Origin of the sequence: Pseudonocardia sp. SID8383, from assembly GCF_009864975.1 — a bacterium.
Taxonomy (GTDB): Bacteria; Actinomycetota; Actinomycetes; order Mycobacteriales; family Pseudonocardiaceae; genus Pseudonocardia; species Pseudonocardia alni.
The window spans coordinates 1-23,776 of record NZ_WWFY01000372.1 but is presented as its reverse complement, the minus strand read 5'-3'; the positions used below and the strand labels follow the sequence as shown (position 1 = coordinate 23,776).

Genomic DNA, 23,776 nt, shown 5'->3' with positions numbered 1-23,776 from the left:
GGCGACCCGCCGTGCCGGCAGCGCCGTCACCGGGTCGTCGGGGGTCGCGCCGAGCAGCCGGCGGGCCAGGTCGGCCGGGGCGAGGTCCGAGGCCCGCGGGAAACGCACCGGGGCGAGCGGGGAGACCGTGGTCAGCCGGTTCGCGCCGTAGTCCCAGATCCGCTCGACCTGTCCGTCGCGGTAGGTGTCGACCTCGCCGACCGGGGTCAGCTCGTCGACCCGCCAGCGGCCCGCGTCGGCGACCTGGACGCGGATCCGGGTGGTCGTGGACAGCAGCCGGGCCGCGGACCCGATCGGCGCGACGGTGGGCAGCCCGAGCCGGCCGGTCGCCGTCGCCAGGCCGGAGTGGGGGACGACACCCGCCAGGATCCGGGCCCGCAGCGCGGCCGGGTCCGGGGTCCCGGCGACGTCGCCGACGGGGAGCCAGCGGTCGGTCGTACCCACCGCGACCAGGGCGACGGCACCGGCACCGACGAGCAGGGAGCGCCGGCCGAAGCGGCGTGCGGACATCACCCCACCCACCGTGCCACGCCGCGTGCCCCGGCCGCGCGGCCACGACGGCGCCTAGGATGGACGGGGCACACCGGGGGAGGTGCGAGGAGATGAACGCCGACGAGCGGCGGTTCGCCGTGCTGCGGGCCATCGTGGCCGACTACGTGTCGACGCAGGAGCCCGTGGGGTCGAAGGCCATCGTCGACCGGCACAATCTCGGGGTGTCGAGCGCGACGGTGCGCAACGACATGGCCGTCCTCGAGGAGGACGGCCTGATCGCGCAGCCGCACACCAGCGCGGGCCGGATCCCCACCGACAAGGGCTACCGCCAGTTCGTCGACCGGATCTCGCAGGTCAAGCCGCTGTCGTCGGCCGAGAAGCGGGCCGTGCAGACGTTCCTGGACGGCGCCGTCGACCTCGACGACGTGCTGCGCCGCTCGGTGCGGCTGCTCGCGCAGCTGACCCGCCAGGTCGCCGTCGTGCAGTACCCGACGCTCACCCGATCCACGGTCCGCCACCTCGAGGTCGTGCAGCTGACCCCGGCCCGGCTGATGCTGGTGCTGATCACCGACTCCGGGCGCGTCGACCAGCGCGTCGTCGACCTGGGGGACGTGCTCGCCGACGCCGACGTCGCCCGGCTGCGCGAGATCCTCGGCAACGCCCTGGGCGGTCGCAAGCTCGCCGAGGCCTCCGCGGCCGTGGCCGAGCTGCCGGAGACGGCCCCGGAGGACCTGCGCACCCCGCTGCTGCACCTCGCGACGGTGCTCATCGAGACCCTCGTCGAGCACCCCGAGGAGCGGATGGTGCTGGGCGGCACGGCGAACCTGACCCGCAGCCACACCGACTTCCCCGGCTCGCTCCGTCAGGTCCTGGAAGCACTGGAGGAGCAGGTCGTGGTCATGCGGCTGCTCGCGGCCTCGCAGGACTCCGGCCTGGTCACGGTCCGGATCGGCGAGGAGAACGAGGCCGAGGACCTGCGCACCGCGTCCGTGGTCACGGTGGGGTACGGATCGGGTACCCCGCTGGGCGGGATGGGCGTCGTCGGACCGACCCGGATGGACTACCCGGGCACGATCTCGGCGGTGCATGCGGTCGCCCGGTACGTGGGTGAGATCCTGACCGGTCGGTAGACCTTTCATCGTTGTTGTACGTACTTCCCAGAGGAAAAGAGCCAGGTGGCACGCGACTACTACGGGATCCTGGGCGTCGAGCGCGGCGCCGACGCCTCGGAGATCAAGCGGGCGTACCGCAAGCTCGCCCGTGAGCTGCACCCGGACGTCAACCCCGACCCCGCAGCACAGGAACGGTTCCGGGAGGTCAGCGCCGCCTACGAGGTGCTGACCGACCCCGAGAAGCGTCGGGTCGTCGACCTCGGCGGCGACCCCCTCGACGCCCGCGGCGGGGGTGGTGGCGGTGGCGACCCGTTCGCCGGGTTCGGCGGGTTCAGCGACATCATGGACGCGTTCTTCGGCGGCACCGCCGGCGGCGGACGCGGGCGCGGCCCGCGCAGCCGGGTCCAGCCCGGCGCCGACGCGCTGATCCGGATGGAGCTGACGCTGGAGGACTGCGCCGCCGGTGTGCAGCGCGACCTCGCCGTCGACACCGCCGTCCTGTGCACCCAGTGCCAGGGCTCCGGCTGCGCCGAGGGCACCCACCCCACCGCCTGCGACACCTGCGGCGGCTCCGGGGAGATCCAGAGCGTGCAGCGCTCGTTCCTCGGGCAGGTCGTCACCGCACGGCCCTGCCCGACCTGCCGCGGGTTCGGCGAGGTCATCCCCGACCCCTGCCGCCAGTGTGCGGGCGACGGCCGGGTCCGGTCGCGGCGCACCGTCGCCGTCAAGATCCCGGCGGGCGTCGCCGAGGGCATGCGGGTGCGCCTGTCCGGCCAGGGCGAGGTCGGCTCCGGCGGCGGTCCCGCCGGTGACCTCTACGTCGAGGTGGAGGAGGCGCCGCACGAGCTGTTCACCCGCGACGGCGCCGACCTGCACTGCACGCTCCCGCTGCCGATGACCGCGGCCGCGCTCGGCACCACGTTGCCGTTGCCGCTGCTCGACGGCTCGGTCGCCGAGATCGACGTCGAGGCGGGCACCCAGCATGGCACGGTCCGCACGCTGCGCGGCAAGGGCATGCCCCGGCTGCGCTCCACCGGGCGGATCGACGGCCACGGCGACCTCCTCGTGCACGTCGAGGTGGCGGTGCCGACCCGGCTGGACAAGGAGCAGACCGACCTGCTGCGCCGGCTCGCCGAGCTGCGCGGTGAGGAGCAGCCGGACCTGATCGGCGGCTCCCGCAACGGGCACGGCCTGTTTTCCAAGCTGCGCGACAGCTGGACCGGACGCTGACCCGGTGACGACGGCGCCGCTGTTCCTGGTCGACGACGTCGGCTCCCTCCCGGGCCCGGGCTCCGACACGGTGCTCGACGGCCCGGAGGGACGCCACGCCGCGACCGTGCGACGGCTGCGCCCCGGCGAGGCGCTGGTGCTGTCCGACGGCCGGGGCGGTCTCGCCCGCGCCGAGGTGGTCGACGTCGCCGGGCGGGACGGGCTGACCGTGCGGCTGCACGAGGTGACCCGGGTGGCTGCACCCGCGGTCCGCGTCGTCGTCGCGCAGGCGCTGGTCAAGGGCGACCGCGGCGAGCTCGCCGTGGAGACCGCCACCGAGGCCGGCGCCGACGGGTTCGTCCCCTGGAAGGCGGCCCGCTGCGTCACCCGCTGGGACGACGGTCCGCGCGGCGCGAAGGCCCTCGAACGCTGGCGTTCCACCGTCCGCGAGGCCGCCAAGCAGGCCCGCCGCCCGTGGCAGCCCGACGTCGCAGGCCCGGTGACCACCGCGCAGCTCGCCGCCCGTGTCGGTGCCGCCGACATCGCGCTGGTGCTGCACGAGTCCGCGGGCGAGGACCTCGCCTCGGTCGCGCTGCCCGCGGCGGGGGAGGTGCTGCTCGCCGTCGGACCGGAGGGCGGCGTCGACGACGCCGAGCTCGACCGCCTCGCCGAGGCCGGCGCCGTCCCGGTCCGGATGGGGCCGGAGGTGCTGCGGGCCTCCACCGCGGCCTGCGTCGCGCTCGGTGCGCTCGCCGTGCGCACCGGCCGCTGGGCCCGCTGAGCCCCCTCGCCGACCCGTCCCAGGGCGCCCCCAGTGTCACTTTCGGGGCTTAGAGCGCTACGAGGGTGACCCTGGGAGCAGGGCGGGGAGGGACGCGGACGCCGGTCACGATCCGGCGAACCGGTCGTCGGGGACCGGGCGCGGGTGTCATCATCCGCCGCGTGAGTGACCACGCTCCCCGGATCGGACGCCGCACGCTGCTGGCAGGCCTCGCCGCCACCCCGCTGCTCGGCGCCTGCGGCAACGACGCCCCCGCGGCCCCGCGGCGGCCCCCGCGCGACGAGACCGCCCCGCGGACCGAGCGGATGGCCTACGGCGGCCAGCCCGACCAGTTCGGCGAGCTGACCTTCCCGGCGAGCCGGGACCTGCCCCGCGGCACCGTGATCGTCGTGCACGGCGGGTTCTGGCGGGCAGGCACCGACCTCACGATCATGCGTCCGGTCGTCGACGCGCTGGTCGCGGCGGACTTCGCGGTCTGGAACATCGAGTACCGGAAGGTGGGCGCCGGCGGTGGCTGGCCCTCCACCTTCGACGACGTCGCGATGGCCGCCGACCACCTCGCCACCCTGCGCTCCACCCGGCTCGACCTGCGCCGGCTCGTCGTGCTCGGGCACTCGGCGGGCGGGCACCTCGCGGGCTGGCTGGCGATGCGCGCGACGCTCGCCCCCGGCGACCCGGGCGCGACGCCCGTGGTCCGCCCGGCCGGGGTGGTCTCGCTGGCCGGGGTGCTCGACCTGGCCGGCGGGATGCTGCTCGGCGACGGCGCCGTCGCCGACCTCGTCGCGGCGACCCCGGGCGCCGACCCGGCCCGCTTCCGGGCGACCAGTCCGCTGGAGGCCGTCCCGCTCGGGGTGCCGTCGGTGTGCGTGCACGGCACCGCCGACGAGGTGGTCCCGCTCTCCCAGAGCGAGGACTTCGTCGCCGCCGCGACGGCCGCCGGTGACCGGTCGGAGCTCGTGCGGGTCGAGGGCGCGAACCACCTGCAGCTCATCGACGTCGCCCACCCCGGCTGGGCCGCCGCGCTGCAGGCCGTGGAACGGCTGAGCGCCCCCGCCTGATCCGCGGGAGAATCCGCGGGTGCCGTCGGCGGTCCGACCGGTACGATCGGCGCAGTCCGGCGACCCGACGTACGAGGCAGGCGAACACACTCTTGACCGGCACCGAACCCGGCTCCACCCCCCGGACCGACCTGCGGTCCACCGCGGCACCGGGCGGGACCGTCCGGTCGAGGATGGCCGTGCCGGACACCGCGGTCCTGTCCCTGCTCGGCTCCCGCGACGACAGCCTGCGCGCGGCCGAGGAGGAGCTGACCGCCGACGTCCACGTCCGCGGTAACGAGCTGACCCTGTCCGGGGACCCGGGCGACGTCGCGTTCGCCGAGCGGGTGTTCGCCGAGCTGATCACCCTGGCCGAGCGCGGCCAGCTGGTCGGTGCGGACGACGTGCGCCGCACCGTGCAGATGCTCTCGGCGGAGAACACCGCCGACGAGCGCCTGGGCGAGTCCCCGGCCGAGGTGCTGAGCCTGGACATCCTGTCCCGGCGCGGGAAGACCATCCGCCCCAAGACGCTCAACCAGAAGCGCTACGTCGATGCCATCGACGCCTTCACCATCGTCTTCGGGATCGGCCCGGCCGGTACCGGCAAGACGTACCTGGCGATGGCCAAGGCCGTGCAGGCGCTGCAGGCCAAGCAGGTCAACCGGATCATCCTGACCCGGCCCGCGGTCGAGGCGGGAGAGCGGCTGGGCTACCTGCCCGGCACGCTGTTCGAGAAGATCGACCCGTACCTGCGCCCGCTCTACGACGCGCTGCACGACATGATCGACCCCGAGTCCATCCCGAAGCTGATGGCCGCCGGGACGATCGAGGTCGCGCCGCTGGCCTACATGCGGGGCCGGACCCTGAACGACGCGTTCATCATCCTCGACGAGGCGCAGAACACCACGCCCGAGCAGATGAAGATGTTCCTCACCCGGCTCGGCTTCGGTTCGCGGATCGTGGTGACCGGCGACATCACCCAGGTCGACCTCCCGGGCAACGCCCGGTCCGGCCTGGCCGTCGTGCAGGACATCCTCGACGGCGTCGACGACGTGCACTTCTCCCGGCTCGAGAGCGCCGACGTGGTCCGGCACCGCCTGGTGTCCGACATCGTCGACGCCTACGCCCGGTTCGACGCGTCCGAGCACCGCACGGCGGCCGTCGGCAACGGCGCACCCCGCAACGGTCCGGCGCGGCGTCCCGACCGGCGGCGGTGACCGGGGGGCGGGTGGCACCGGGACCGTCGGTACGGCCGTCTAGGCTGCCCCCTACATCCGTATCGGCGAGCAGGGGCAGGGCAGCGGCGGCGTGAGCATCGAGGTCGTCAACGAGTCCGGGATCACGGTCGACGAGGCGCAGGTCGTGTCGGTGGCCCGGTACGCGCTGGACGCGATGAAGGTGAGCCCGTCCGCCGAGCTGGCGATCACCGCCGTCGGGCTGGACGCGATGGAGGAGCTGCACGTCCGCTGGATGGACGAGCCGGGTCCCACCGACGTCATGGCGTTCCCCATGGACTCCCTCGTCGAGGACACCCGGCGCCCCGATGCGCCGGACCTGGGTCCGGCCCTGCTCGGCGACGTCGTGCTCTGCCCGGCCTTCGCCCGGGACCAGGCGCGCAAGGCCGGGCACACCCTGGCCGACGAGCTGCACCTGCTGACCGTGCACGGCATCCTGCACCTGCTGGGGTACGACCACCTCGAGCCCGAGGACGAGCGCGAGATGTTCGCACTGCAGAACCGGCTGCTGGTCCGCTGGCGGTCCGACCGGGCCCGCGAGCGCGCCCGGGACGCCCAGAAGCGCAGCGACGACCGACTGCTCGGTGCCGCCGGCTTCGAGGACGAGTCCGGCCGGTGACCGGAAGACCCACGACCACGTTCTCCGAGGAGCAGAAGTGACCACCGTCTGGCTGATCGTCGCGACGGTCCTGCTCGTGCTGCTGGCCGGGGTGTTCGCCGCCGCGGACTCGGCCCTCATGTCTATCTCGCGCGCCCGGGTGGACGCCGTGGTGCGCGCCGGCCGCGCCGGCGCGAAGGCGCTCGCCGCCGTCGTCGCGGACCGGCCGCGGCACGTCAACCTGCTGATGCTGCTGCGGGTCACCTGCGAGACGGTCGCGATCATCCTGCTGGCCGTCGCGCTCGCGCCGCTGTTCTCCGCCACCTGGATCGGGCTGCTGCTCACCGGCGTTCTCATGGTGCTCGCCAGCTACGTCCTGATCGGGGTCGGCCCGCGGACGCTGGGCCGCCAGCACCCGTACCGGATCGGGCTGCTGCTCGCGGGCCCGATCCGCGCGATCGGCGTCGTGCTGTCCCCGCTGGCGAAGCTGCTGATCCTGCTGGGCAACGCGATCACCCCGGGCCCCGGTTTCCGCGACGGCCCGTTCTCCACCGAGGTGGAGCTGCGCGAGCTCGTCGACATGGCCAGCAACCGCGGCGTGGTCGACGAGGGCGAGCGCAAGATGATCCACTCGGTGTTCGAGCTGGGGGAGACCCCGGTCCGCGACATCATGGTGCCGCGGCCGGACCTCATCTGGACCGAGCGCGACACCCCGGTGGAGAAGGTACTGCGCCTGGCGCTCAAGAGCGGCTACTCGCGCATCCCGGTGCTCGGCGAGGGCGTGGACGACGTCATCGGCATCGCCTACCTCAAGGACCTGGTCCGGGCCCGCGAGGAGGCCCGGCGCGGAGAGCGTGAGGTCCCGCTGCTCGACATCCTGCGCCCCGCGGCCTTCGTGCCGGACTCCAAGCGCAGCGACGACCTCATGCGGGAGATGCAGCGCACCCGCAACCACATGGCCGTCGTCGTCGACGAGTACGGCGGCACCGCGGGCGTGGTGACGATCGAGGACATCCTGGAGGAGATCGTCGGCGAGATCACCGACGAGTACGACACCGAGGAGGTGCCCGAGGTCGCCGAGGCCTCCGACGGCGCCTTCCGGGTCTCCGCCCGGCTGCCCGCCGAGGACCTCGAGGAGCTGTTCGCCGGGCGGTTCCGCGGGACCCCGCGCGAGGACGAGCTGCACGAGGCGCTGGAGAACGCCGACGTCGACACCGTCGGCGGGCTGCTCGCCCAACGGCTGGGCAAGGTGCCGCTGCCCGGCGCCACCGCCGAGCTGGACGGCCTGCTGCGGCTGCAGGGCGAGGGCGGCAAGGACGCCCGCGGCCGTGTCCGCATCACCTCGGTGCTGGTCAGCCCGCTGGAGCCGGCCGAGACCGAGGACACCGACGACGAGCCGCGTCGGGACACCCGGGAGTCCGACGTGCCCGACCACGTCGCCGGCGACCCCACCGAGCACGCCGGCGCCGACCGGCACTGACCTGGCCGCCCCCGGCCACGGGGAGCGACCGACGGACGTGACCGTCCCGCCACGGGCGGGACGCGAGGAGGACCTGATGGCTGCCCGCACGACCTTCCCCGCGGAGCGTGCCCGGTGACCGGGCTGCCCGCGACACCGCGCTACGACCTGGTCGTCGTCGGCGGTGGGATCGTCGGCCTGGCCACCGCGTACGCCGCCACCCGCAACGGGCTCAGCGTCGCCGTCGTCGAGCGTGAGCAGCGCCTGGCGAACCACCAGACCGGCAACAACTCCAACGTCGTGCACTCCGGGCTGTACTACGCGCCGGGCGGCTACAAGGCACGTCTGGCCGTCGCCGGGTGTGCCGAGACCATCGCGTTCTGCCGCGAGCACGACCTGCCGCACCAGGTGTGCGGCAAGCTCGTCGTCGCGACCGAGCCCGAGGAGCTGCCCCGGCTCGACGAGCTGGCCCGACGCGGCGCCGCCAACGGCGTGGAGAACCACCGCCTCGACGAGCACGGCATCCGCACCTACGAGCCCGACGTCCGCGGTCTCGCCGCGCTGTGGGTGCCCTCGACCGGCATCACCGACTACCGGCTGGTCGCGGAGAAGCTCGGCGAGCTGGTGGAGAAGAACGGCGGCGAGGTCCACCTGGGCCGCACCGTCACCGGGTTCGCCCGCCGCCCGTCCGACGTTGTCGTGCGCACCACCCGCGGTGACCTGCTCGGCACCCGCGCGGTCGTCTGTGGCGGCCTGCGCTGCGACGAGCTCGCCCGCCTGGCCGGTGCCGACCCCGGGGTGCGGATCGTGCCGTTCCGCGGCGAGTACTCCGGCTTCTCCGAGCGGGCCGCCTCGCTGGTCCGCGGCCTGATCTACCCGGTGCCCGACCCGGCGTTCCCGTTCCTCGGGGTGCACGCCACCCGCGGCATCGACGGCACCGTCCACGCCGGCCCGAACGCCGTGCTCGCGATGGCCCGTGAGGGCTACGACTGGCGCACGATCAGACCGAAGGAGCTGCTGGGCACGCTGACCTATCCCGGCATGGTCAAGGTGGCGCGCACGCACTGGCGCTACGGCATCGGCGAGGTCCGCCGCTCGCTGTCGACGCGGGCGATGGTCCGCCAGATCCAGCGGATGCTGCCCGACGTCACCGCCGCCGACCTGCACCCGGCCGGCGCCGGGGTGCGGGCCCAGGCGATGAAGGCCGACGGCACCCTGGTCGACGACTTCCTGTTCCTCGACCAGGCCGGCCCGGACGGCGCGGGCCGCCCCGGCTCGATCCTGCACGTGCTGAACGCACCGTCCCCGGCGGCGACGGCGGCCCTGCCGATCGGCCGCGAGATCCTCGACCGGCTGGGTGCGGCGTGACCGGCGCACAGCCCGAGGGCTTCCGGTCCGGGTTCGCCTGCTTCGTCGGCAGGCCCAACGCCGGCAAGTCGACGCTGACCAACGCGCTGGTCGGGGAGAAGATCGCGATCACCTCCTCGCGCCCGCAGACCACCCGGCACGCGATCCGCGGGATCGTGCACCGCCCGGACGCCCAGATCGTCCTGGTCGACACCCCGGGGCTGCACCGCCCGCGGACCCTGCTCGGGTCGCGGCTCAACGACCTGGTGCGCGAGACCTGGTCCGAGGTCGACGTCGTCGGGTTCTGCGTGCCCGCCGACGAGAAGGTCGGCAAGGGCGACCGGTTCATCGCCGAGGAGCTGCGGCGGATCGCCGCGCACACCCCGGTGGTCGCCGTCGTCACCAAGACCGACACCGCCCGCCCCGAGCAGGTCGCCGAGCGGCTCACCGAGGTGTCGGCCCTGATGGAGTTCACCGAGGTCGTGCCGACCTCGGCGCGGTCGGGTTTCCAGGTGTCGCTGCTCTCGGACCTGCTGGTCGGGCTGCTGCCGGAGGGCCCGCAGCTCTACCCGGACGGCGACCTCACCGACGAGCCGACCGACGTGCTCGTCGCCGAGCTCGTGCGGGAGGCGGCGCTGGAGGGCGTGCGCGACGAGCTGCCGCACTCGATCGCCGTCGTCGTCGAGGAGACGATCGAGAGGAAGGACCTTCTGGAGATCTACGCGATCATCTACGTCGAGCGGTCCAGCCAGAAGGGCATCGTGATCGGCAAGGGCGGTGCCCGGCTCAAGCAGGTCGGCAGCGACGCCCGTCGCCAGATCGAGAAGCTGCTGGGCACCCGGGTGCACCTCGACCTGCACGTGAAGATCGCCGAGGACTGGCAGCGGGACCCGAAGCAGCTGCGCAAGCTGGGGTTCTGAGCAGGACCTAGACTGGGTGCGTGGCCCAGCTCTACCGCGACACCGGGATCGTGCTCCGGGTGCAGAAGCTGGGCGAGGCGGACCGGATCATCACGATGCTGACCCGCCGGCACGGCAAGATCCGGGTGGTCGCCAAGGGCGTGCGCCGCACCCGGTCGCGGTGGGGCGCGCGGCTGGAGCCGTTCAACCACGTCGATGTCCAGTGCTACACCGGGCGCACGCTGGACGTGGTCACCCAGGCCCAGACCGTCGACGCGTTCGCCCCGGCGATCGTCGCGGACTGGTCGGCGTACTCCTGCGGCTGCGCGATCCTGGAGACCGCGGACCGGCTGGTGTCCGAGGAGGGCGAGCCGAGCCTGCGGGTGTACCTGCTGCTGCTCGGCGCCACCCGGGCGCTGGCCGACGGCGCCCGTGAACCGGCCCTGGTGCTCGACGCGTTCCTGCTGCGGGCGATGAGCCACGCGGGGTGGGCGCCGTCGCTGTCGGAGTGCGCGCGCTGCGCGACCCCCGGCCCGCACCGGTCGTTCACCGTCGCCGGGGGCGGCATGGTGTGCCCGCGCTGCCGCCCGCCGGGCTCGGTGACCCCGTCGACCGAGACGGTGGCCCTGCTGTCCGCGCTGCTGCACGGCGACTGGGACACCGCGGACGCCTCGGGCACCCCGACCCGGCGTGAGGCCAGCGGCCTGGTCGCGGCGCACCTGCAGTGGCATCTGGAGCGGCAGTTGCGCTCGCTGCCCCTGGTCGACCGCCGCGCCCGGGTCCGGCCCGCCGCCGTCGTCGCATCCGGGGTGCCGGGGCCCGCCCCGGAACCGCCGGACGGCGGAGAAGCGACACCCCCGGACGCTCTCCCCGGCTAGTCCGGTCGGACGTGTGTCCCGGCGTGGGGTGCCGTGAGCGGCCCGTCCGCTTCGTCGAGCGGTTGACGTACCGACGCGCCGCCCGTCGTGGTGCCGCCGGTCGCGTCGCACGGGACTTCCGCCGACTCCACCGGGTGATCATCGCTTTCGATGGGCAACCGGTTCCGCGGTCTCGTTACGCTCCTGTGATCGAGGGGACCCCAGCCCCGTCGGAGAGGCAGTCGTGAACCGACCCCACACCCCGCCGCCGGACGACGACCACACCGGTCGTACCCACCGTCTCCCGGCCGCCACGCAGCGCATCCCGGTGCCGCCGACCCAGCAGTTCCCGGTCCGCACCGAGGCGATGCCGGAGTCCCCGCAGGACGGGCCGACCCGCGCGATGCGTCAGGTCCGGGCCCGCACCGAGGACGGCGCGTGGCCGGCGATCCCGATGTTGCCGGTGATCCGGCCCGACGAGTCCGAGCCGATGACGGAGGCCGACCGGATCCGCGGGCACCGCGGGATGCGCCGGCTGCGCGAGACCATCGAGCGGCTGGAGGACCCGGCCGTGCCGGCCTGGCCGCAGCCCGACCACCGCGACTGAACCCGTCCGCCGTCCCCGACGTAGGGTCGGCGACGTGCCGTTCCAGCCTCCCGCACCGCACCCGTCCGGTGCCCGGCCCCCGGTGATCCCGCCGGAGCTGGTGCCGCGCCACGTCGCCCTCGTGATGGACGGCAACGGCCGCTGGGCCAACGCCCGCGGCCTGCCCCGCACGGAGGGCCACAAGCGGGGCGAGGCCTCGCTGATGGACGTCGCCCGCGGATGCATCGACCTGGGCGTGCGCTGGCTGTCGGCGTACGCGTTCTCCACCGAGAACTGGCGGCGCAGCCCCGATGAGGTCCGGTTCCTGATGGGCTTCAACCGCGACGTGATCCGCCGCCGCGTCGACGAGATGGACGCGATGGGGGTCCGGGTCCGCTGGGCGGGCCGGCGCCCGCGGCTGTGGCGGTCGGTGATCAAGGAGCTGGAGATCGCCGAGGAGCGCACCCGTGGCAACGACGTGCTGAACCTGACCATGTGCGTCAACTACGGCGGCCGCGCCGAGATCGTCGACTCCGTGCGGCATCTCGCCCGCCTCGCCGCGGAGGGCCGGATCAACCCCGACAAGATCGACGAGCGGATGCTGGCCCGGTACCTCGACGAGCCGGACATGCCCGACGTCGACCTGTTCGTGCGCTCCTCGGGGGAGCAGCGGACGTCGAACTTCCTGCTCTGGCAGAGCGCCTACGCCGAGATGGTCTTCCTGGACACGCTGTTCCCGGACTTCGACCGGCGCCACATCTGGCAGGCGATCGAGATCTACGCGCGCCGGGACCGGCGTTTCGGGGGAGCTTCCGAGCGTCGCGGAGCGGGCGCGAGCATCGACACGGCCGCCGCCGTCCCGAACGATGGAGTGACACCGTGACCACCGATGTGATCTCCGGGATGCTCACCACCGCCAGGAGGGCGCTGGAGCGGTTCCACGACGTCACCACCGACGACGACGGCGCGCTGACCTTCGCCCACGGCGGCGTGCTGTGCGTGGTGCAGGGCACCGAGCTGGAGGAGGGCCTGCCCGTCCTCAACCTGACCTGCGTCGTCGCGTGGGACCTGCCGGAGTCCGACGACCCGGAGCACGACGTGCCGCGCCGGGTCGGCCTCGGGGTGGGGGAGGGCCTGTTCGGCACGCCCCGGGCGGTGCGCGGCGAGCGCGGCTGGGACGTGACCCTGCGCTACGCCTTCCCCGCGGCCGGGCTGGATGAGGGGCCGATGGGCACCCTGCTGATGCTGGTCGTGTCCTCGGCGTCGAGCATGCGCGCGGAGCTGGTCGAGAGCTGAGACCGGCCGGCCGGGGGCGCACCCCCGGCCGTGGCCCGGTCACTTCTTGCGGTTGGTCCCGAGCTCCTCGGCGATCGGGTTGACCGGGTCGGCGTCCGTGCCGGACTCCGACAGGCCCGAGGCGTTGTGTCCGGTGCGTCGCTGCCGGCGCAGCTGCTCGGTCTCCTCGCGGGTCTCCCCGTCGGTGTCGCCCGCGGTCTGCGCGGCCGGGTCGTCCTCGCGCAGGTCGGTGGCGGAGACCACGGCACCGATCGAGGTGTAGTACTCCTCGGCCGGGACCGCCCGCAGGGCCTCGACCGTCGCGGCGTCGGCGCCGTTGCGCTCGGCGGTCCACGCCAGGTCGTCCTTGGAAGCGGGGAACTCCAGACCGTGCAGGGCGCTGCGGACGGCGTCGGCGGTCGTCGTACGGGCTGTCATGGGTCACCTCTCGTCGTGGACGTTCGGTGACCGGGTAGCCGGTGTGCGGCCGTCCATGCACGGACGGCCGCACCCGTCAGCCGTCGGTGTCCGTGGTCTCCCCGGCGGCGTCCCCGGAGTCGCTGAGGTGCACGATCGGCAGCGCCGCCAGCTGGCCCGCGGTCATCGCGTGCGCCACGCCCAGCACGTCGTTCTGGGCCTTGGTCATCCGCGCGTCCACCAGGCCGGACAGGCTGTAGGCGACCCGGCCGAGCAGCCGCACCGTGGTCTCGTCGACCTGGGGGCGCGGGGTGGAGACGACCGCGACACCGCGCGGGTCGCCGTCGTTGGACTGGGCGACGCCGATCTCGTAGGACTCACGCGGGTTGACGTGCCGCGACGCGTAGTGGTCGCGCAGCGTCGACATCATGTCGTGGAACCCGGTGACGTCACCCTCGAGCTCCAGGGTGGACAGGTCGTCCTTCGTGAGGGTCTTGGTGCGGCCGGAGAAGCAGCGCACGTAGCCGATCACCGCGCCGGTCCACAGTGCCTCGACCAGGGCCGGGTCGGCGGCCACCCGGACCGGACCGGACTCCGGACCGCCGAGCGCGGTCACCAGGTGCTCGCAGCACTGCAGCACGTACTGCAGGTCGTCGAACACCGCCGCCAGCTGGGCAAGCTCGCCGGACTCCGGGACGTCGATCCGCCGTACCGTGCCTGGGGCGGGTTGCGTGTCGGTCATCGTTCAGACGCTATCCGGGGTGGCGACGGTCACGGTGTCTCCTTCTGAGACGGTCTGCTAGCTTCGGCCGCGAAGGTCACGAGTGCCAGCGCGAAGCCCCGGCTCGCTGGACGGCAACCCTCCTCCGCGGTGGGGTGCCCCGGGTGATGACCGGGCCGACGCGACACCCGCAGTCGGCAAGCGCGGATCCGTGCGCCACGCCGGGTCCCCGAGATCGGCCGGAGGCCCGATCATGACCCTCGCCCTGTCGCGTCCCGTCCAGCACGCGCTGCCCCGTGTCGTCGGCGCGGACCTCACCGTCCCGCTCGTCGACGGCAGGTGGGCCCGCTACTGCGACCTCGACTCCGCCGCGTCGGCGCCGGCATTGGAGAGCGTCGCCGCGCACGTTGCGCAGGTGCTGCCCTACCACGGCAGCGTGCACCGCGGCGCCGGCTGGACCTCGAAGGTCTGCACTGCCCTGGTGGAGAACGCCCGCGCCGACGTCGCCCGGTTCGTCCGGGCCCGCGCCGACGACATCGTGGTGTTCACCCGCAACACCACCGACGCGCTCGGCCTGCTCGCGCGCGCCGTGCCCGGCCCGGTGGTGACCCTCGACCTGGAACACCACGCGACGCTGCTGGCCTGGCGGGGCGGTTCCGGTGGCGCCGAGCACCGGGTCGTGCGGGCCGGCCACAGCATCGCCGCGACCCTCGACGCGCTGCGGGCCGAGCTCGCCGCCCGTCCCGACGCCGCGCTGGTCGCGGTCACCGGTGCGTCCAACGTGACCGGCGAGCTCCTCCCGGTCGCCGAGATCGCCCGGATCGCGCACGCCGCGGGCGCCCGGCTGTGCGTCGACGCAGCGCAGCTCGCCCCGCACCGGCGCATCGACCTGGCCGGGTGGGGCGCGGACTACGTCGCGCTGTCCGGGCACAAGCTCTACGCGCCCTTCGGTGCCGGGGTCCTCGTCGGCCGCCGGGACTGGCTCGACGCCGCCGAGCCGCACGTCGCGGGCGGGGGAGCGGTCCGGTCGGTCGGCGTCACGGCCGACGACGCCGTCGACGGCCCGGGCGGCACCGTCACCGAGTGGCTGCCCGCGCCGCAACGCCACGAGGGCGGCACCCCGAACGTGCTCGGCGCCGCCGCGCTGGGCGCGGCCTGCCGCACCCTCGAGGACCTGATCGACGACGCCGTGCCCACCCACGAGCGCGAGCTCGCCGCCCGGCTGCGCGCGGGTCTGGCGACCGTCCGCGGCCTGCGGATCCTGTCCTGCTTCGACGACGGGCCCGACGCCGACCGCACCGCGACCGTCTCGTTCACCCTCGGCGAGCTGCCCGCCGGCCTCGTCGCGGCGGCGCTGTCCGCCGAGTACGGCATCGGCGTCCGCGACGGGCGGTTCTGCGCGCACCCGCTGCTGGAGCGGCTCACCGGCGGCCGCGACGCGGTGCGCGCCTCGCTGGGCCTGCGCACCGGCTCCTCCGACGTCGACCGGCTGGTCGACGCGCTGACCGACCTGGCGCGGCGCGGTCCGGCCTGGACCTACGCCCTCGTCGACGGTCGGTGGGCGCCCACCCCGGACCCGCGCCCGGCCGACCCGTTCGCCCGGGACCGGGAGCTGCAGGCCGTCCCCGGCTGCGGGGACTGAGCCCCGGGAGTCACCCCGCCGAGCAGCGGCCGCAGAGGCCGAAGATCTCCAGGGTGTGCGACACCTCGGTGAAGCCGTGCTTCTGCGCGACCGACTCGGTCCAGGACTCCACCGCGGGGCCCTCGATCTCGACGGCGGCGCCGCACCGGCTGCACACCAGATGATGGTGGTGGTGCTCGGTCTCGCAGCGCCGGTAGACCGCCTCGCCGGACGCGACCCGCAGCACGTCGACCTCGCCGCCGTCGGCGAGGGTCTGCAGCGTCCGGTAGACCGTGGTCAGACCGATGCCCTCACCGGCGCGCCGCAGCTCCTCGTGGATCTCCTGGGCGGACCGGAAGTCCTCCAGACGGTCGAGCAACGCGGTGACGGCGGCCCGCTGCCGGGTGGCGCGGATGCCGCGCGGCCCGGCGGTGGACCGCTGCGTCATCGTCGCCGTGGTCGTCCGGTCGGTCGTCTCCGTCACGTGTCCTCCTCGACGTGGGCGACGGCGTCCACCACGATGTGCGCCAGGTGGTCGTCCACCAGCGAGTACAGCACCTCACGGCCCTTCCGCTCGCCCTCGACCACCCCGGCGGCCTTGAGGACCCGCAGGTGCTGGCTGATCAGGGGCTGGGTGACCCCGAGCGCGTCCACCAGGTCGTGGACGCACCGGGAGTGTTCCAGCAGCTGCAGGACGATGGCGATCCGGACCGGTGCGGCGAGTGCCCGCAGCAGGTCGCCCGCGGCGGCCAGGGTGCGCGGGTCACGGGTCGGGCCGGGCTCGGGCGCGGGGTGGTGGTCGTCGTCCGCACCCGGGCCGGCTCCCGGTGCGTGCGTGGTCTGGGCTGCGGCAGACATGTGGTGGACCCGTCCGTTCCCCGGAGGCGGCGGCCACACCCCCCGGCGCTGCTGTGCCGTGCCGGCCGCACCCCACATGGTAGGCGTGTTCGTTATCGTCGCGCCGTGCTGCTGGTCTGCCGCTTCCGCGTGTCCCCCTCCGAGGAGGCCGCGTTCACCGCGCGCGCGGCCCGCGCGCTGGAGCTCCTGGCCGCCCGGCCGGGCTGCCGCGGGGGTGAGGCGGGCCGGGCGATCGAGGATGCCGGGCAGTGGGTCCTGACCGTCCGGTTCGACTCCGTCGACGCCTACCGGCGCGCCCTGGGGCCGTTCGCGGTCCGTGAGCACGTGCACCCGCTGCTGGCCGAGGCCGACACGACCACGGAGGCAACCTACGAGTCCCTGATCACGGTGACCGCCGGCGCCGCCCCCGTCCACCACCCCAGCCTGCTGAGCTGACCCCCGACCTCGCACACCGTTCCTGCGACCTCGCAGCCGATGCAGACGGTGCGAGGTCGCAGGAACGTGTGCGAGGTGCGGCGGGGTCGGGTTGTCCACAGTGCGCGCTCGACGCCCGTCGTGAGCCGGGACCGTCCACAGCCGGACGGGTGACGGGCTTCCCCCGCTCCCGGCACACGGCGACGGTGGGGGGTATGGACCCCGACCCGCGGCCGGCGCACGGTTCGCCCGCCCCCGTGCTGCGCCGGGACCTGGTCGCGGCGGGCGTGGGCGACGACGAGCTCCGCAGGCTCCGGGCCTCGGGCCGACTCGTCCGGCTGCGCCGCGGCGCCTACGTCGGAGCCGGTGACCTCGGGCCGGTGGAACGACACCGGCAGACCGTGCGTGCGGCGGTCCGCACCCTGTCCCCGGACGCGGTGTCCAGCCACGTCTCGGCGGCCGCGATGCACGGGATCGGGCTGTGGCGGGTCCCGCTCGACCGGGTGGAGGTGACCAGGAACCGGCGCAGCGGTGCGCGGACGGCGCCGTCGGCGCGGTTCCACGCGGCGACGCTCGTCGCGGACGAGATCACCGTCGTCGACGGCGTCCCGGTGACGACGGTCCCGCGCACGGTCGTCGACCTGGCCCGCGCTCTGCCCTTCGTCGTGGCGGTCGCGGTCACCGACGCGGCGCTGCACGCCGGAGCCGTCACCGCCGACGGACTCGCTGCCGCCGTGGCCCGGTCCGCGCGGCGTCCCGGCACCCCGGCCGCCCGCCGGGTGCTCGCCGCGGCCGACGGCGGCGCGGACGGCCCGGGGAGACCCGCAGGAGGGTCTTCCTCCACTCCTGCGGCCTGCCCGCACCGGCCACCCAGCAGGAGCTGCGGGATCCGGCGGGACGGGTCCTCGGCCGGGTCGATTTCTGGTGGGAGCAGGCCCGGGTGGCGGGGGAGTTCGACGGGCGCATCACGTACGGCCGGCGGCTCGACCCCGGCGGCGACCTGGAAGCGGTCCTGTGGCGGGAGAAGATGCGGGAGGACGCGATCCGGGCCGAGGGTGTCGCGGTGGTGCGCCGGGTGTGGGGCGACCTGCACAGCGCGGCGTCGTTCGCCCCGACCGTCGCCCGCCTGCACCGTGCCCTGGACCGTGCCGCGTGAGCGCTCGACCTCGCAGACCGTTCTGCGACCTCGCAGCCCCTGCAGGGTGTGCGAGGTCGCAGGAACCTGTGCGAGGTCGGCCGGTCGGAGCCACCGCGGCGGAAGTGGGACGGGGCAAGGGGTGGGGATGCACGGCGGGTCGGTAACCTGGGACGCCCCGTATCCGGGGGACCTCCGAACCACCTTCTCTGGAGTACCGCCAGTGGCCAGCAAGCCCACCTCCGCCAAGATCGAGACCATCGTCGCGCTGACCAAGCGGCGCGGATTCGTCTTCGCCTCCGGTGAGATCTACGGCGGTACCCGGTCGGCGTGGGACTACGGGCCCCTCGGCGTCGAGCTGAAGGACAACATCAAGCGCCAGTGGTGGAAGACCATGGTGACCGGCCGCGACGACGTCGTCGGCCTGGACTCCTCGGTCATCCTGCCGCGCCAGACCTGGGTCGCGTCGGGCCACGTCGGCACCTTCTCCGACCCGCTGGTCGAGTGCGAGTCCTGCCACAAGCGCTACCGTGCCGACCAGCTCGCCGAGGAGTTCGCCGAGCGCAAGGGCCGCGACCCGGAGCAGGCCGACCAGAACGACCTCTCCGAGGTCCCCTGCCCGAACTGCGGCACCCGCGGCCGGTTCACCGCGCCCCGCGAGTTCAACATGATGCTCAAGACCTTCCTCGGCCCGGTGGAGTCCGAGGAGGGTCTGCACTACCTGCGCCCGGAGACCGCGCAGGGCATCTTCGTAAACTTCCTGAACGTGCAGACGACCTCGCGCAAGAAGCCGCCGTTCGGCATCGGCCAGATCGGCAAGAGCTTCCGCAACGAGATCACCCCGGGCAACTTCATCTTCCGCACGCGCGAGTTCGAGCAGATGGAGATGGAGTACTTCGTCGAGCCCGGCAGCGACGAGGAGCTGCACCAGTACTGGATCGACGAGCGCACCCGCTGGTACACCGACCTGGGCATCTCCCCGGAGAACCTGCGGCACTACGAGCACGCCAAGGAGAAGCTCTCCCACTACTCGAAGCGCACCGTCGACATCGAGTACCGGTTCAACTTCACCGGCCAGGAGTGGGGCGAGCTCGAGGGCATCGCGAACCGCACCGACTTCGACCTCACGGCGCACTCGAACCACTCGGGCGTCGACCTGTCGTTCTACGACCAGGCCTCCGACACCCGGTACAAGCCGTACGTGATCGAGCCCGCGGCCGGTGTCGGCCGGTCGATGATGGCCTTCCTCATCGAGGCCTACACCGAGGACGAGGCGCCCAACGCCAAGGGCGGCGTCGACAAGCGGGTCGTGCTGAAGCTCGACCGCAGGCTCGCCCCGGTCAAGGCCGCGGTGCTGCCGCTGTCGCGCAACGCCGACCTGTCGCCCAAGGCGAAGGACCTGGCCGCGCAGCTCCGCAAGAACTGGAACGTCGACTTCGACGACGCCGGCGCCATCGGCCGCCGGTACCGCCGCCAGGACGAGATCGGCACCCCGTTCTGCATCACGGTCGACTTCGACACCCTCACCGACCAGGCGGTGACGATCCGCGAGCGCGACTCGATGGCGCAGGAGCGGGTCGCCCTCGACCAGGTCGAGACCTACCTGGCGACGCGCCTGCTCGGCTGCTGAGCAGGGTCCGGACCCACGAACGCCCCCGCCCGGGATCCGGGCAGGGGCGTTCGTCGTGAGTCGGTCAGCGTCGGTAGGCCAGCAGCTGCACGCCCAGCTCGGACTCGGCGCGGCGCACCTCCTCCAGCTGCTCGGCGGTCAGCGCGGCGTAGGGCGACTCGGGCCGGTAGGCCACGAGCGGGCCGCCGATGCGGTCCTCGAGCTGCTTGAGCCTGGCCAGCGCCGTGTCGTCGAGATCGGCGGGGCGCAGCGTCGGAGCGGTCATCACAACCTCCGTGGGTGATCGGGAGGCGACCCAGAGTAGGACCGCCCCGGACCGGGCGCAGCGCGGGTACCCGGTCCGGGGTCGCTCCTACACCGGCTCGGGAAGGAGCCGTTCGACCAGGTCGGAGAGGGTGACGATGCCGACCGGGCGGTCGTCGGACTCCACCAGCGCCAGGTGCGCACGCTGCTCACGCATCGTGTTCACCGCAGTGTGGTACTGCGTGTCCGCCGGCAGGGTGAGCACCGGGCGCATCAGGTCCCGGGCCCGGGTCCCCGGCTCGCGCGTCAGCGTGTCGCGGACGTGCACGTACCCGATCGGGGTGTCCCCGTCCCGCACGACGAGCCGGAGGTGACCGGTCCGGCGGCAGGTCGCCTGGATCGCCACGACGTCGTCGTCCGCGGCCACCGCGGACGGCTTGCGGGCGAGCTCGCCCAGCGGGGTCCGCTCCAGCTCCAGCGCCGTGACCAGCTGGTCACGGCGCCCCTGGTCCAGGGTGCCGGTCTTCGCCGAGTGGTCGACCAGCTGGCGCAGGTCGTCGGCGTTGCGGCCCGAGGCCATCTCGTCCACCGGCTCCACCCCGCACCAGCGCAGGCAGCGGTTGGCGGCGCCGTTGAGCAGCAGCAGCACCGGGCGGGCGGTCACCATGAACGCACGCATCGGGATCGCGAGCATGATCGCCGAGCGCTCCGGGTGCGAGATCGCCCAGGACTTCGGCGCCATCTCCCCGACGACCAGGTGCAGGAACGTCACCACGATCAGCGAGACGACGAACGACGCCACCCCCGCGACCCCGCCGGGGACGCCCCAGCCCTCCAGGACCGGGCGCAGCGCGTCGTCCACGGCCGGCTTGGTGATCGCACCGAGCCCCAGCACGCACAGCGTGATGCCCAGCTGGGACCCAGCCAGGAGCAGCGAGATGTCCTTGGCGCTGCGCAACGCCGCCCGTGCCGACGCCGAGGTCAGCGCCGCCTCCTCCAGCCGGTAGTTCCGGGCTGCGACGAGCGCGAACTCGACGGCCACGAAGAATGCGCTCGCCGCGACGAGCAGGATCGACACCACGATCTCGAAGGCACTCATGCCCGCACCTCCCGCTCGTCGCTGTCCTGCTCGGAACCGGCGGTCACCGGTTCGGTCCACTCCAGGCGGACCGCCGACGGGACCCGCCGGTCGACCTCCTGCACCACGAGACGCAGGGCGCGGTCCCCGTCGTCCGGGCTCTCGGCCGGGATCGTCACGACGACCGCGTCCCCGGCGTCCGGCAGCCGCTGCAGCTCGGCCATGACCAGACCGCCGACGGTCTGGTAGTCGCCCTCGGGCAGCTCGGCGTCGATCAGCCTGCCGACCTCGTCGACGTGCCGGTCACCCGGCACGACCCAGCCGTCGTCGGACCGCAGTGCCTGATCCGTCCCGGCCTGGTCGTGCTCGTCGGTGATCTCACCGACGAGCTCCTCGGCGACGTCCTCGACGGTGATGACGCCGGCCAGGCCGCCGTACTCGTCGAGCACGCACGCCAGCTCCTCGTCGTCGGCACGCAGCTGGGCCAGCACCTGCGGCAGCGGCAGGGACGACGGCACCAGCACCGGGGCCCGCATCAGGTCCGACACCAGCACCTCGTCGAACGGCCGGTCGTCGCGGTCGGCGAGGGCCAGCACATCCTTCAGGCAGACCACGCCCACCAGCTCCAGCGCGTTCTCCGTGTCCGTCGCCTCGGCGGGCGGCCCGAGCACCGGGTACCGCGAGTGCTGGACGGCCATCTGGCCGACCAGACTCTCGACGGTCGCGTCGGCGCGGACCCACGACACCCGCGGCCGCGGGATCATCGCGGCCCGCGCGGTGCGGTCGCCGAAGTCGACGGCGCGGTCCAGCAGCACCGCGAACTCCGGGTTGAGGTCACCCGAGTCCTTCGAGTCGTCGATGATCGCCTCGAGGTCGCGCGGGGTGGCCGAGTGCTCGACGTCGTGCACCGGCTCGATCCGCAGCGCACGCAGCAGCAGGTTCGAGGCCGCGTCGAAGATCCGGATGAGCCACCCGAACAGCGCCAGGTAGGTCTTGGTGGACAGCGCCAGCCACCGCGCGACCGGCTCCGGCCGTGCGATGGCGAGGTTCTTCGGGAACAGCTCGCCGAACACCATCTGGACGACGGTGGCGAACAGCAGCGCGATCACGGTGCCGATCGCGACACCGACGCCGAGCGGGACGTCGACCAGGCCCAGCAGCTCACCGATGCCGTTACCGATCAGCGGCTCGGCGACGTAACCGACCAGCAGACCGGTGACGGTGATGCCGAGCTGGGCGCCCGACAGCATGAACGAGGTGCGACGGGTGATGTCGAGGGCACGGGACGCTCCGGTGTCGCCCTCGGCCGCACGGGCCTTGAGCCGGGAGCGGTCGACGGCCATGAAGCCGAACTCCTGGGCCACGAAGTAGCCGGTCAGGGCGGTGATCACGAGGACGACCAGGATGCCCAGGAGGATGCCGAGGATCGTGCCGATCACCGGGAGGTCACCGCCCGGGTCTCGGGCCCGGCCGGGATGTGCACGGCGGGGGCGGGGACGAGGACGATGCGGGGTCGCCGGCCGTCACGGGGACGGTCGGCGCGCGGACTGCAGGTGGGGTCCATGACTCCTGACTCGCGGTCTGATGGGTGTCTGACGCGTTCAACGCGTGCCGGAATCGTACGGTTCCGGAACGCAGCCGTCGCGGTGGTCACCCTGTGATGGCCCGAACGGCGGTACCGGTGTTCGGTGCAACGCCGGGGCGGGTCATCCCCGTCCGTGATCACGTCCCGCCCGGGACAGGCCGGTCCGCCCTGGTCCGGGGCGGTGATGGGGACCGGGTTCGTCGCGGTCGCGACCACCTCGTTCCCGGTGCCGGAGCCGGGCCTGCGCGTCGTGGGGACCGTGCTGTGGCTGCTCGCGGCGGCGTCGCTGGTGGCGCTGGGCGTGCTGCGACGGGTGCTGGTCCGGCTCGGCACGGCCGGGCTCGCCCTGGCCGACACCCCGACCGTCGTCATCGTGCTGGGGCCCTTCGGGCAGTCGGTGACGGCGGCGAACCTGCTCGCGGGGGAGGCACAGGGGCTGCTGCCCGAGCCGTTCGCCGGCCTCGCGATCGGTGCGGGACTGCGCTACGGCGCGCCCGCCTGGGGCTTCGCGGCCGGCTGGACGGTGCTGTCGGCGGTGCTGATCGGCCACGCCCTGCGCCGGGGGATGCCCTTCAGCGCCTCCTGGTGGGCGGTGACCGTCCCGTTCGGCACCCTGGTGCCCGGCACGAACGCGCTGGCCGCGCGGACGGCGCTGCCCCCGGTCGTCGGGGCGGCGGTGGTGCTGTTCGCGGTGCTGGTCCTGGTTGGGTGGTGGTCGCGGCCGCCACCGTGCGGTCGGCACCGTCCGACGCCGCCGACGAGATCGGGCCACCGCGACGGACGGTCCTCGTGAGCGGCGCGCTGTAGCCCGTTCTCAGCTCACCGTCAGGCCCCGTCGCTACCCTGGCGACCGTGAGCACCTCGGCGACCTCCTCCGCGGCACGGCCACCGGCCGACCCCCGTCGTGACCTGGGCGCGGCCCTGCGCCGCTGGGCGGTGACCGGCGGCCCGGGGATCGGCGTCGTCCGGGTGCTCGACCGGCACGGGTTCGGCTCCGTCGAGTCCGGCCAGCTGGTCGCGGGCACCACCGACGGCGAGGTCGGCGGCCTGCTCTACCTCGGCGCCCTCGACGACTCCGCGCACCCGCTCGCCGCCGAGGCGGCGTCCGGGACGGCCACGGTGCGCGAGGCGCACGTCGGGGAGTCCTCCGCGGTCGCGGCCGGACTCGCCTGCGCCGGCGGGGCGAC

At 73.9% G+C, this 23,776-nt stretch carries 26 protein-coding genes, 2 pseudogenes and 1 riboswitch; of the genes and pseudogenes, 19 read left to right on the top strand and 9 right to left on the bottom strand.

Features of this window, described 5'->3' with window-relative positions; translation table 11 throughout:
- Window positions 1-510: pseudogene (locus GTW08_RS08895) on the bottom strand (hypothetical protein); the annotation flags it as partial.
- Between the two features lie 92 nt (window positions 511-602).
- On the opposite strand from GTW08_RS08895, the gene hrcA reads away from it, so the two are divergent.
- From hrcA to GTW08_RS08830, 13 genes are all read left to right on the top strand, one after another.
- Window positions 603-1,622 (top strand): heat-inducible transcriptional repressor HrcA, encoded by a 1,020-nt coding sequence (gene hrcA / locus GTW08_RS08890; protein ID WP_161151756.1) that lies wholly within the window; start codon window positions 603-605, stop codon window positions 1,620-1,622.
- Between the two features lie 45 nt (window positions 1,623-1,667).
- Window positions 1,668-2,834 carry a molecular chaperone DnaJ gene (dnaJ, locus tag GTW08_RS08885; RefSeq protein WP_161151755.1) on the top strand — a complete coding sequence of 389 codons (1,167 nt, stop codon included), beginning with the start codon at window positions 1,668-1,670 and terminating at the stop codon, window positions 2,832-2,834.
- A 4-nt stretch (window positions 2,835-2,838) separates the two neighbouring features.
- On the top strand, window positions 2,839-3,594 hold the full coding sequence (locus tag GTW08_RS08880) for a 16S rRNA (uracil(1498)-N(3))-methyltransferase (RefSeq protein ID WP_073577996.1): 756 nt from the start codon (window positions 2,839-2,841) through the stop codon (window positions 3,592-3,594).
- A gap of 161 nt (window positions 3,595-3,755) precedes the next feature.
- Window positions 3,756-4,652 carry an alpha/beta hydrolase family protein gene (locus GTW08_RS08875; RefSeq protein WP_253067070.1) on the top strand — a complete coding sequence of 299 codons (897 nt, stop codon included), beginning with the start codon at window positions 3,756-3,758 and terminating at the stop codon, window positions 4,650-4,652.
- 131 nt (window positions 4,653-4,783) lie between these two features.
- Complete coding sequence (locus tag GTW08_RS08870) at window positions 4,784-5,848, top strand: PhoH family protein (protein ID WP_237453671.1); 1,065 nt, start codon at window positions 4,784-4,786, stop codon at window positions 5,846-5,848.
- 91 nt (window positions 5,849-5,939) lie between these two features.
- Window positions 5,940-6,485 (top strand): rRNA maturation RNase YbeY, encoded by a 546-nt coding sequence (gene ybeY / locus GTW08_RS08865; RefSeq protein WP_073577994.1) that lies wholly within the window; start codon window positions 5,940-5,942, stop codon window positions 6,483-6,485.
- Between the two features lie 37 nt (window positions 6,486-6,522).
- The gene (locus tag GTW08_RS08860; RefSeq protein ID WP_073577993.1) at window positions 6,523-7,944 is read left to right on the top strand and encodes a hemolysin family protein; all 1,422 of its coding nucleotides are present in this window, start codon (window positions 6,523-6,525) and stop codon (window positions 7,942-7,944) included.
- Between the two features lie 114 nt (window positions 7,945-8,058).
- Window positions 8,059-9,291: an L-2-hydroxyglutarate oxidase gene (gene lhgO / locus GTW08_RS08855; RefSeq protein ID WP_161151754.1), complete on the top strand. Its 1,233-nt coding sequence runs from the start codon at window positions 8,059-8,061 to the stop codon at window positions 9,289-9,291.
- Complete coding sequence (era, locus tag GTW08_RS08850; RefSeq protein WP_161151753.1) at window positions 9,288-10,190, top strand: GTPase Era; 903 nt, start codon at window positions 9,288-9,290, stop codon at window positions 10,188-10,190. The genes lhgO and era overlap by 4 nt, the downstream gene beginning before the upstream one ends.
- Before the next feature lie 20 nt (window positions 10,191-10,210).
- Window positions 10,211-11,047, top strand: a complete 837-nt coding sequence (gene recO, locus GTW08_RS08845) for a DNA repair protein RecO (RefSeq protein WP_073577990.1) — start codon at window positions 10,211-10,213, stop codon at window positions 11,045-11,047.
- A 223-nt stretch (window positions 11,048-11,270) separates the two neighbouring features.
- Window positions 11,271-11,633, top strand: coding sequence for a hypothetical protein (locus GTW08_RS08840; protein ID WP_073577989.1), 363 nt, complete (start codon window positions 11,271-11,273; stop codon window positions 11,631-11,633).
- 34 nt (window positions 11,634-11,667) lie between these two features.
- Window positions 11,668-12,495 carry an isoprenyl transferase gene (locus GTW08_RS08835; RefSeq protein ID WP_073577988.1) on the top strand — a complete coding sequence of 276 codons (828 nt, stop codon included), beginning with the start codon at window positions 11,668-11,670 and terminating at the stop codon, window positions 12,493-12,495.
- A complete protein-coding gene (locus GTW08_RS08830; protein WP_304580210.1) occupies window positions 12,492-12,908 on the top strand; it encodes a hypothetical protein in 417 nt (138 codons plus the stop codon). Before GTW08_RS08835 ends, GTW08_RS08830 begins: the two co-directional genes overlap by 4 nt.
- A 39-nt stretch (window positions 12,909-12,947) precedes the next feature.
- Here GTW08_RS08830 and GTW08_RS08825 read toward each other — a convergent pair whose 3' ends face one another.
- Together GTW08_RS08825 and GTW08_RS08820 are read right to left on the bottom strand one after the other, a co-directional pair.
- Window positions 12,948-13,325 carry a DUF2795 domain-containing protein gene (locus GTW08_RS08825; RefSeq protein ID WP_083659055.1) on the bottom strand — a complete coding sequence of 126 codons (378 nt, stop codon included), beginning with the start codon at window positions 13,323-13,325 and terminating at the stop codon, window positions 12,948-12,950.
- Between the two features lie 76 nt (window positions 13,326-13,401).
- Window positions 13,402-14,046 carry a hypothetical protein gene (locus GTW08_RS08820; RefSeq protein ID WP_161151752.1) on the bottom strand — a complete coding sequence of 215 codons (645 nt, stop codon included), beginning with the start codon at window positions 14,044-14,046 and terminating at the stop codon, window positions 13,402-13,404.
- Window positions 14,047-14,120: 74 nt separating this feature from the next.
- Window positions 14,121-14,235, top strand: a riboswitch (SAM riboswitch).
- Window positions 14,236-14,278: 43 nt separating this feature from the next.
- On the opposite strand from GTW08_RS08820, the gene GTW08_RS08815 reads away from it, so the two are divergent.
- Window positions 14,279-15,667, top strand: coding sequence for an aminotransferase class V-fold PLP-dependent enzyme (locus tag GTW08_RS08815; protein ID WP_073577986.1), 1,389 nt, complete (start codon window positions 14,279-14,281; stop codon window positions 15,665-15,667).
- Window positions 15,668-15,677: 10 nt separating this feature from the next.
- Here GTW08_RS08815 and GTW08_RS08810 read toward each other — a convergent pair whose 3' ends face one another.
- Together GTW08_RS08810 and GTW08_RS08805 are read right to left on the bottom strand one after the other, a co-directional pair.
- Window positions 15,678-16,094 (bottom strand): Fur family transcriptional regulator, encoded by a 417-nt coding sequence (locus GTW08_RS08810; protein ID WP_073578237.1) that lies wholly within the window; start codon window positions 16,092-16,094, stop codon window positions 15,678-15,680.
- Between the two features lie 32 nt (window positions 16,095-16,126).
- The gene (locus GTW08_RS08805; RefSeq protein ID WP_020624590.1) at window positions 16,127-16,504 is read right to left on the bottom strand and encodes an ArsR/SmtB family transcription factor; all 378 of its coding nucleotides are present in this window, start codon (window positions 16,502-16,504) and stop codon (window positions 16,127-16,129) included.
- 105 nt (window positions 16,505-16,609) lie between these two features.
- On the opposite strand from GTW08_RS08805, the gene GTW08_RS08800 reads away from it, so the two are divergent.
- The gene (locus tag GTW08_RS08800) at window positions 16,610-16,939 is read left to right on the top strand and encodes an antibiotic biosynthesis monooxygenase (RefSeq protein ID WP_073577985.1); all 330 of its coding nucleotides are present in this window, start codon (window positions 16,610-16,612) and stop codon (window positions 16,937-16,939) included.
- Window positions 16,940-17,270: 331 nt separating this feature from the next.
- Here GTW08_RS08800 and GTW08_RS08795 read toward each other — a convergent pair whose 3' ends face one another.
- Window positions 17,271-17,600: a hypothetical protein gene (locus GTW08_RS08795; protein WP_161151751.1), complete on the bottom strand. Its 330-nt coding sequence runs from the start codon at window positions 17,598-17,600 to the stop codon at window positions 17,271-17,273.
- A 258-nt stretch (window positions 17,601-17,858) separates the two neighbouring features.
- On the opposite strand from GTW08_RS08795, the gene GTW08_RS08790 reads away from it, so the two are divergent.
- Complete coding sequence (locus tag GTW08_RS08790; RefSeq protein WP_083659053.1) at window positions 17,859-18,074, top strand: hypothetical protein; 216 nt, start codon at window positions 17,859-17,861, stop codon at window positions 18,072-18,074.
- A 202-nt stretch (window positions 18,075-18,276) separates the two neighbouring features.
- A complete protein-coding gene (locus GTW08_RS08785; RefSeq protein WP_073577984.1) occupies window positions 18,277-19,683 on the top strand; it encodes a glycine--tRNA ligase in 1,407 nt (468 codons plus the stop codon).
- 64 nt (window positions 19,684-19,747) lie between these two features.
- On the opposite strand, the gene GTW08_RS08780 is transcribed toward GTW08_RS08785, so the two are convergent.
- The 3 genes from GTW08_RS08780 to GTW08_RS08770 all read right to left on the bottom strand — a co-directional run bounded on the left by GTW08_RS08780 (window position 19,748) and on the right by GTW08_RS08770 (window position 22,443).
- Window positions 19,748-19,948, bottom strand: a complete 201-nt coding sequence (locus tag GTW08_RS08780; protein ID WP_073577983.1) for a hypothetical protein — start codon at window positions 19,946-19,948, stop codon at window positions 19,748-19,750.
- Between the two features lie 87 nt (window positions 19,949-20,035).
- A complete protein-coding gene (locus GTW08_RS08775) occupies window positions 20,036-21,025 on the bottom strand; it encodes a CNNM domain-containing protein (protein ID WP_073577982.1) in 990 nt (329 codons plus the stop codon).
- The gene (locus GTW08_RS08770) at window positions 21,022-22,443 is read right to left on the bottom strand and encodes a hemolysin family protein (RefSeq protein WP_073577981.1); all 1,422 of its coding nucleotides are present in this window, start codon (window positions 22,441-22,443) and stop codon (window positions 21,022-21,024) included. Before GTW08_RS08770 ends, GTW08_RS08775 begins: the two co-directional genes overlap by 4 nt.
- A gap of 279 nt (window positions 22,444-22,722) precedes the next feature.
- On the opposite strand from GTW08_RS08770, the gene GTW08_RS08765 reads away from it, so the two are divergent.
- Together GTW08_RS08765 and GTW08_RS08760 are read left to right on the top strand one after the other, a co-directional pair.
- On the top strand, window positions 22,723-23,382 hold the full coding sequence (locus tag GTW08_RS08765; protein ID WP_139283003.1) for a hypothetical protein: 660 nt from the start codon (window positions 22,723-22,725) through the stop codon (window positions 23,380-23,382).
- A 59-nt stretch (window positions 23,383-23,441) separates the two neighbouring features.
- A pseudogene (locus GTW08_RS08760) lies at window positions 23,442-23,776 on the top strand (hypothetical protein); the annotation flags it as partial.